We start from the raw sequence: 8,007 nt of genomic DNA, 5'->3' as shown, positions 1-8,007 counted from the left end.
TCCCTCAGCACGCTTGGTAACCGTGCGTGGAGTGCAATAGCATAAGGGAGCTTGACTGTAAGGCCGACAAGCCGAGCAGGGTGGAAACACGGGTATAGTGATCCGGCGGTACTGTATGGAAGGGCCGTCGCTCAAAGGATAAAAGGTACTCTGGGGATAACAGGCTGATCTCCCCCAAGAGCTCATATCGACGGGGAGGTTTGGCACCTCGATGTCGGCTCGTCACATCCTGGGGCTGGAGAAGGTCCCAAGGGTTGGGCTGTTCGCCCATTAAAGTGGCACGCGAGCTGGGTTCAGAACGTCGTGAGACAGTTCGGTCCCTATCTGTTGCGGGCGTGGGAAGTTTGCGAGGACCTGACCTTAGTACGAGAGGACCGGGTTGGACTGACCGCTGGTGTACCGGTTGTGGTGCCAACTGCACTGCCGGGTAGCTACGTCGGGAAGAGATAAGCGCTGAAAGCATCTAAGTGCGAAACTCCCCTCAAGATGAGACTTCCGTATAGGGCCCTCAGAGACGATGAGGTTGATAGGCTGCAGGTGTAAAGGCAGTGATGTCATAGCCGAGCAGTACTAATTGCCCGAAAGCTTACCGAAATCCTGTTGCAGTTTCTACAAGATATGTTAAAGACTTCAGATATTAGAAGCAAGACATTGGAATCAAGATATACCTATCGGTATAACGGAGTCATGAATAAAGACCTAGTGTCTTGGATCTTGTCTCTTTGATCTAAAAGTCTTCAAAGATTTAGGCGGCCTGGCGCAGGGGTTCCACCTCTTCCCATCCCGAACAGAGCAGTTAAGCCCTGCAGCGCCGATGGTACTGGGGTTACACCCGGGAGAGTAGGTCGCCGCCTCATTATTCAAAACCTCAGCCTAACAGCTGGGGTTTTTTGGTTTTAGGACAACCCACTTTTAGTGATCAATGAAATCTGATAATATTCATTCCTGATTAGGAGATTTATTTTTCATTTTTGGATTATTGTCGCAGTTTTGTAGCAAATCACGATCGAATGGCTGTATTATTTAAAGGGTTGAGATGGGTTCACAAGGGAAAGTCCACAATTGGGGACTTTATCTTTGATAATGGAGAGATTATTCCAGCTGGATCTTATGACTCATCGCCCTCTGAGACTATCATAGCTGATGGCTGGATTTGCTCTGAGGGTTGGGTTGATCTGAGAGTAAGTGCAGGAGAACCGGGTCACGAACATAAAGAAACAATTGAGAGCCTTTGCAATAGCCTTCATGTTTCTGGATTTTCGGCAGCTGTTCTTACTCCCAATACAGATCCTGTAATTGAAAACAAGGGATTGGTTGATTTCTTATTGAGTAAGTCCAAAGCCTTTCCAGTTGAAATCATACCCCAAGCTGCAGTTACTAAAGGTACTCAAGGAGAAGATCTGACAGAAATTTTGGATCTACATTTCCAGTCTGGGGTCACCATATTTGGTGAGGGAAAGGTCTCTCTTTCCAATAGCGATCGCTACCTCAAGATTGTCCAATATTTACAACGTGTCAACGGGATTCTTTTTGATCATGCTTATGATCCTTTACTAGCAATATTTGGTCAGATGCACGAAGGGGATGTTTCTACCCAATTAGGGATGAAAGGAATTCCAAGGCTTGCAGAAGAGGTAGCAATTCAAAGAAATCTAGAATTACTTCGATATGCAGGTGGACGTGTACATTTTCAAACTATCAGTACTGCAAAGTCAGTCGACCTGATAAAGCAAGCCAAAAAGGAAGGTTTGAATATTACAGCTGATGTCTCTATCTATCAATTGATTTTTAATGATCAGGATTTATTTGATTTTGATCCAAACCTAAAGGTCAACCCCCCATTTCGAGAGAAAGAAGATAGAGACGCATTGATTGAAGGTTTGAAGGATGGAACCATTGATGCTTTGGTCTCCAATCATCAACCTGAAGATTTCGATTCGAAATTTATGGAGTTTGATCTAGCCGCTTTTGGTATGACAGGATTGCAGACTTTTTTGCCTGCGCTAAATCATTTGCAAGAAGAGCTAGGTTGGGAATTATTATTAGAAAAAATAACCACTGGACCAGCAAAAGTACTTGATTCAAAGATTTCTCGGGGTTTTACGATTTTCGATCCAAAGGAAAAATGGATATACAACGAGGACTCCAATCATTCTTTAGCTTCTAATAATCCATGGTTTGGCAAAGAGTTACTCGGAAAGGTCAAATACAGAACATATGAAGGTAATATGCTGAAAATCAATGAATAAATACCTCAGTTCTGCTTATCAGTTTGGAACCTTGGGAGGAACTCTAAGCTTAATTTCCTTTGGGTTTTTAGCTTGGGTTCAGCCAGATCCGACAAATCTGAATTTGATTTTTGGATACATTATCACTCCAGTTTCCATTTTCTTGGCCTTGAAGTTTTTTAAAGATTACTCTAATAATGGCTATCTTTCCTTTGCGGAAGGAATGTCAGTAGGTTTCGTGACGTACATGCTGATTGCTATTATCTCTGCTTTGGGGATTTGGATTATTTTAGTTCTTTTTCCCGATCTTTTTGAGATTATAAAGGTCTCAAAAATTCAGGTTATGGAGCAAAGTAAGGATACTATCATTTCTCAAGTAGGGGAAGAGTCCTTCCAAGCAACCCAAAAAAGTATTCAAGAAATGGCTTCGATTGACATTGCGATCAACGATGGAATTTGGAAAATAGTCCCCGGACTGTTTTTTACCATTATTATTTCTATTATTTTCAGGAAAAACCCTAATTAAACGACTATGGAAGAAAAACAAACTCCTTTTCAAGCTGCCGTAAGACCAGGTCTTACCATTGGCTTAGTTTCTGTTGCACTTACGTTTCTGGTATATTTTATTGACTCTAGCCTCCTTGTAGCGGGTTGGTTTGGACTTGTGGCTCTTGCCATATTCTTTGTATTGGTTATCTTCTTCGGTAGGCAGTACCGGGCTGAATTAGGTGGATTCATGACCTTTGGCGTGGCCTTCAATTTCTCTTTCATCACGATGGTGGTTGCTGGATTAATCTCCATCATAGGAGGAATACTGCTTTATCAAGTAATTGACCCTGCATTGCCTTCTGTTCTTGCAGAGCAATCTGTGGAAAATACTTTAGAAATGATGGAAAGTTTCGGTGCCTCCGCAGATTCGATGTCTGCTGAACAATTGGACGAAATGAGGAATTCCATTTCAGATGGGTTCTCTTTAATGGGGCAAATTAAAAGCTTTGGTTTCGCTCTTATATTTTATGCAATTCTTTCCCTTATCACGGGTGCTATTCTGAAGAAAAAAGATAAATCACTGGATTACTGATATGTTGCAAATTTCGGCGGTTGTTCCTGTATTTAACGAGGAGGAATCCCTTTCAGAATTGACTCAATGGATTAGCCGTGTCATGAACGATCACGGCTTTTCTTATGAAATTATTTTGGTCAATGACGGAAGTACAGATGACTCTTGGGCTGAAATAAGCCGCTTGGCGAAAGGTAATGGGAATATCAAAGGAATCAACTTTACCCGAAATTATGGAAAGTCGGCAGCTCTTGACGCTGGCTTCAAAAAGGCACAAGGTAAAGTTGTCATCACCCTGGACGCAGACCTTCAGGATAGTCCGGATGAGATTCCTGAACTCTTTCAAATGATTCATGAGCAAGGCTATGATGTCGTCTCAGGCTGGAAAAAAGAGCGTCACGATCCAATCACCAAGACAATACCTTCCCGCTTCTTTAATGCAGTGACACGATGGATTTCTGGAATCAAGCTGCATGATTTTAATTGTGGGCTAAAAGCCTATAAATTAAAAGTTGTAAAAAATATTCATGTCTACGGAGAAATGCACCGCTATATCCCTCTTCTAGCTAAGTGGAATGGGTTTGGGAAAATAGGTGAAAAGGTAGTCCAACATCAAGCTCGAAAATATGGGGTCTCAAAGTTTGGGATCGAGCGATTTCTCAATGGTTTTCTGGACTTGATTTCAGTTTCATTTGTACATCGATACAAAAAGAAACCCATGCACTTTTTCGGGCTCCTGGGTACGCTTTCTTTTGTTTCTGGTTTCTTGATCACTTGCTGGCTTATTTTTCAGAAGATTTATGGTCTGAAAAAGGGTTTAGAAGTGCGTGAAATCGTAGATCAACCGCTTTTCTTTTTAGCATTGGTGGCATTGATCATTGGAGTCCAATTGTTTGTTACCGGATTTATCGCGGAGTTGATGACTTCAAACCAATCCAAAGAATCAGAGTACAAAATAGACGAAGAAATCAATTTTGACTATTGATGTTTTTTTCGGTAATCATTCCAGTTTACAATCGCCCTGAAGAACTTCGGGAGCTTTTGGACTCACTTTCGGTCCAATCTTTCCAAGATTTTGAGGTGATTGTCATTGAGGATGGTTCATCGCTGACATCTGAGTCGGTATGTGATTCATTTAAAGAAAAGCTAACTATCCATTACCTCTATCAAGAGAATCAAGGTCAGGGCTTTGCTAGGAATCACGGAATGCAAGAAGCTAAAGGCTCTTTCTATGTCATTTTTGATTCGGATGTAATTGTTCCCAAAGATTACCTCGAAAAACTCAAGATGGCAATTGAGTCGAGAAATTTAGACGCTTTTGGAGGTCCTGATACGGCCGAATCCAGTTTTTCAACTTTGCAAAAGGCCATGGATTTTGCCATGACCTCTTTCTTGACGACAGGAGGGATTCGTGGAAAAATGAAAAACCCAGCTTCTTACCAAGCGAGAGGGTTTAATATGGGCGTATCGAGACAAGTTTTTGAAGAGACAAAAGGCTTTGTGGATCCGAATCGTGGAGAAGACATCGAATGGAGTATTCGAATAAAGAAGTCCGGATTTAAACTCGAGCTAGTCAAAGAAGCCTTTGTATTTCATAAGCGAAAGAATACTCTTAAGTCATTTTTCAATCAAGCCTATTCCTTTGGTCAGAACCGGATTAATGTGTCGAGGTATCACCCAGATGCCGTAAAGCTGGTTCATTTATTACCTTCTGCATTTTTGTTATTCTTAGCTTTAACCTTTGTTTCAGGACTTTTTTCCTGGTCGATTTTTCCAGTATTGCTCTTGGTCTTTTTGATTTGGATTTCCTTGGTCTTCTTTTTTGCAAGTCTTCAATACATGTCCCTAAAAGTAGGAGGGCTGTCTATGGCAACTTCCATTCTTCAATTGGCTGGTTATGGGGCCGGCTTGCTTGTCGAAGGTTTTAGAAAGCTTTTAAAGGGTTAAACGCCCTTTTTACAAACAAATATGGTCTCATCAGGAGGTAAAGCGAACTTTTGAACCATTTCAGCAGGAAGGTTTTTGACGAATTGATTCTCTTCAATTTGTAATCCTGACCTTCTCAAGCGCTCTGCATAGTCTTTTCCATACTTTCTTACATGGTCTCGCTGACCAAAGATTCGCTCCCTTTCAGCCGGGTCAGTGATTGATTTGTCTTCCAAAGTTTCCGGGAGGTCATATACCGGAGATTGCAAGATTCCCCATCCATTGGGCTTTAAAACTCTGTTGATCTCTGCACAAGACTTGATATCATCGTTGACGTGCTCTAGTACATGATTGCAAAACACTACATCAAAGCTGGCATCAGGGAAAGGAATATCATGAATATCCATTTTAACCTTGGCCAAAGGAGACTCAATATCCGCGGTGATATATTCCAAGTTTTTTAGCGAATCGAAGGGCTTCAAAAAGCAGTGTTCGGGAGCCACATGTAATACGCGGAGATTGGCAGTGAAGAAGTTGGTTTTTTCCTGAAGAAAAAGCCACATCAAGCGATGCCGCTCCAATGAAAGGCAGTTGGGGCAAAGTGCATTTTCGCGTGCCTTTCTTCCATAGGGCAAAAACTTTCCGAATTGAGATTGGCATACTGGACACTGGACAGCATCACCTTTATTTTTCCAGGCAAAAAATTTCATAGCCAAAGGGCTGACACGCTGCAAAAAAGGTCTGGGAACGTAGCGAATGACGAAGGAAATGATGTTTTTGATCATGGAGCTGCAATTTAGCTATCGAAGCTTTGGCTAGCTAGTCATCCAAAAAATGTTTTAGCATTTTTTAGCATTAGATGAAGATGAGTAGGTTTGGAATTGAGATATCTATCAGTATTTTAGTTAAATTATTTTAACCGCCTAAGTTAACTGCATGAAAAAATTATTTATCCTACTACTCTCAATGGGGATTTTTTCTTTCCCCTTTTTTGAAGCCAAAGCCCAAGAGACGGTAACCTACACCCTTCAAGATATGGTGCAGCGTGCCAAGGAACTATCACCGGCTTCCCTTCGTGCCAAAACACAAAAGGAAAACAGATATTGGCAATACAGACTCTTTAGATCAAATTACAATCCTCAACTGCGATTGAACGGTACAATTCCCAGCTATTCTCAGGCATTTAATAGCATTACACAGCCTGATGGATCTATCGAATTCCTTGAGGTGCAGCAGAACTTCATGGACTTGGAGTTGGGGCTTCAGCAGGTAATTTCACCTACCGGAGGGGTTATTTCAGTAAATACTTCAACCAATCGATTTGATAATTTCTTGGCCAGTCCAAATGATGTGCAGACTCGCTGGTCCGGTGTACCGGTAAATATTCGCTTGCAGCAGCCAATTTTCGCCTACAATCCTTTCAAGTGGGATAAAAAAATTCAGCCTTTGCTTTTTGAAGAAAGCAAGCGAGCGTATGTGCAGGAAATGGAACAAGTTTCTTTTTTCGTCAGTCAGCTCTTTTTTGATTATTTGCTTGCTCAGGCCAATGTGGATATCGCGACACAGAATCTTAGTAATACCGAGGAGATTTTTGAAATAGAGAAAGCGAGGTATCAATTAGGAACGACTTTCGAGGATAAGCTTCTGCAGGTAGAACTTCAGGTGCTTCAGGCGAGACAGGATTTGGCACAAGCAAAGTTGGACCTGGAAAGCTCAGCTCTTGCTGTGAATTCATTTATCGGCTTAGATCCGAATACACTGATACAGCTTGAATCGCCAGAGAATGTGCCTGATTTTGATGTAAACGTGGATAATGCCATTTCCCTGGCATTCCAAAATAGGGCAGAGGCACTCGCTTTTCAACGGAGGAAAATTGAGGCAGAGGCTGCTTTGGCGGAAGCAAAAGGACAACGCTTTGCCGTACAGCTAAATGCCAGCTATGGATTTAACAATGCCGCTTTAACCTTTCCTGATATTTATCAAAACCCCAACACCCAGGCTTTGGTCAGCTTAGGGTTTTCGGTACCTGTTTTGGATTGGGGTAGAAATAAAGCGCGAATGGCTCAAGCAGAAGCAAATCAGCAGCTTGTGGAATATACCGTGGAGCAGGATCAGATTAATTTCGAACAGGAGATCTTCACAAAAGTCAAAAACTTTCTAATGATCAAAGAGCGTCTTCAAGTGACAAAAGTATCTGACGAAGTGGCTCAGAGACGGTATGAAATCGCCATCAAGCGCTATCAGTCAGGTAATGTGTCGATCACTGACCTTTCCATTGCTCAAAATGAAAAAGATACCAATAGAAGGGCTTATTTCAGTGCATTGAGGGATTTTTGGTTGGCTTATTACGAATTGAGAGCGCTCACGCTGTATGACTTTGAGACAAATCAACTACTGTATACTGCTGAGTAAAAGATAAAGGTCAAAAAAAAAGGCGGGTTAAGACCCGCCTTCTTCGACACTATCCCAAAAAGTGTGTAAATAGATTTTAGGGTTAGTTAGAGTTTTATACGGTTTTCAAACATAATCATAAATTGGTTTAGGATCATGCCCCAATCTCGGATAGGCATGGTCCATTTTTTTGTTGCTTCCATGACTGCCAAGAATACTGATTTCAGTACGGCTTCATCGGTTGGGTAGGAAAGCTTGTTTTTGGTGTATTTTCTGATTTTTCCATTCAGGTTTTCGATGATGTTGGTTGTGTAGATAATTTTTCTGATTTCCAGCGGAAAGTCCAGAAATGCGGTCAGTTCTTCCCAGTTGTCTCTCCAGCTTTTGATCGCATAGCCGTAT

Annotated in this window: 8 protein-coding genes and 2 rRNA genes; 8 read left to right on the top strand and 2 right to left on the bottom strand. The window is 41.8% G+C overall.

All coding sequences use genetic code 11. The features are described from left to right. The 7 genes from G457_RS0114880 to G457_RS0114850 form a co-directional block, all read left to right on the top strand. Positions 1 to 594 (top strand): 23S ribosomal RNA (locus G457_RS0114880); the annotation flags it as partial. A gap of 151 nt (positions 595 to 745) precedes the next feature. Further along, positions 746 to 857: ribosomal RNA gene (gene rrf / locus G457_RS0114875) — 5S ribosomal RNA — on the top strand. A gap of 153 nt (positions 858 to 1,010) precedes the next feature. Then, positions 1,011 to 2,249, top strand: coding sequence for a dihydroorotase (locus tag G457_RS0114870; RefSeq protein WP_026947175.1), 1,239 nt, complete (start codon positions 1,011 to 1,013; stop codon positions 2,247 to 2,249). Next, on the top strand, positions 2,242 to 2,754 hold the full coding sequence (locus G457_RS0114865; RefSeq protein WP_026947174.1) for a DUF4199 domain-containing protein: 513 nt from the start codon (positions 2,242 to 2,244) through the stop codon (positions 2,752 to 2,754). The genes G457_RS0114870 and G457_RS0114865 overlap by 8 nt, the downstream gene beginning before the upstream one ends. A 6-nt stretch (positions 2,755 to 2,760) precedes the next feature. After that, a complete protein-coding gene (locus G457_RS0114860; RefSeq protein WP_026947173.1) occupies positions 2,761 to 3,309 on the top strand; it encodes a DUF4199 domain-containing protein in 549 nt (182 codons plus the stop codon). Between the two features lies 1 nt (position 3,310). Continuing rightward, the gene (locus G457_RS0114855) at positions 3,311 to 4,273 is read left to right on the top strand and encodes a glycosyltransferase family 2 protein (protein WP_026947172.1); all 963 of its coding nucleotides are present in this window, start codon (positions 3,311 to 3,313) and stop codon (positions 4,271 to 4,273) included. After that, a complete protein-coding gene (locus G457_RS0114850; protein ID WP_026947171.1) occupies positions 4,273 to 5,235 on the top strand; it encodes a glycosyltransferase in 963 nt (320 codons plus the stop codon). The genes G457_RS0114855 and G457_RS0114850 overlap by 1 nt, the downstream gene beginning before the upstream one ends. On the opposite strand, the gene G457_RS0114845 is transcribed toward G457_RS0114850, so the two are convergent. Further along, a complete protein-coding gene (locus G457_RS0114845) occupies positions 5,232 to 5,996 on the bottom strand; it encodes a class I SAM-dependent methyltransferase (protein ID WP_026947170.1) in 765 nt (254 codons plus the stop codon). The genes G457_RS0114850 and G457_RS0114845 overlap by 4 nt on opposite strands. Before the next feature lie 154 nt (positions 5,997 to 6,150). Between G457_RS0114845 and G457_RS0114840 the strand changes: the two genes are divergently transcribed. Next, positions 6,151 to 7,626, top strand: coding sequence for a TolC family protein (locus G457_RS0114840; RefSeq protein WP_026947169.1), 1,476 nt, complete (start codon positions 6,151 to 6,153; stop codon positions 7,624 to 7,626). Positions 7,627 to 7,712: 86 nt separating this feature from the next. Here G457_RS0114840 and G457_RS21645 read toward each other — a convergent pair. Further along, a partial coding sequence (locus G457_RS21645) for a transposase (protein ID WP_035484087.1) occupies positions 7,713 to 8,007 on the bottom strand: 295 nt, incomplete at its 5' end.

The organism is Algoriphagus marincola DSM 16067 (assembly GCF_000429405.1).
GTDB lineage: Bacteria > Bacteroidota > Bacteroidia > Cytophagales > Cyclobacteriaceae > Algoriphagus > Algoriphagus marincola.
The sequence above is the reverse complement of the archived record's forward strand: the minus strand, read 5'-3'. Positions and strand labels throughout refer to the sequence as shown.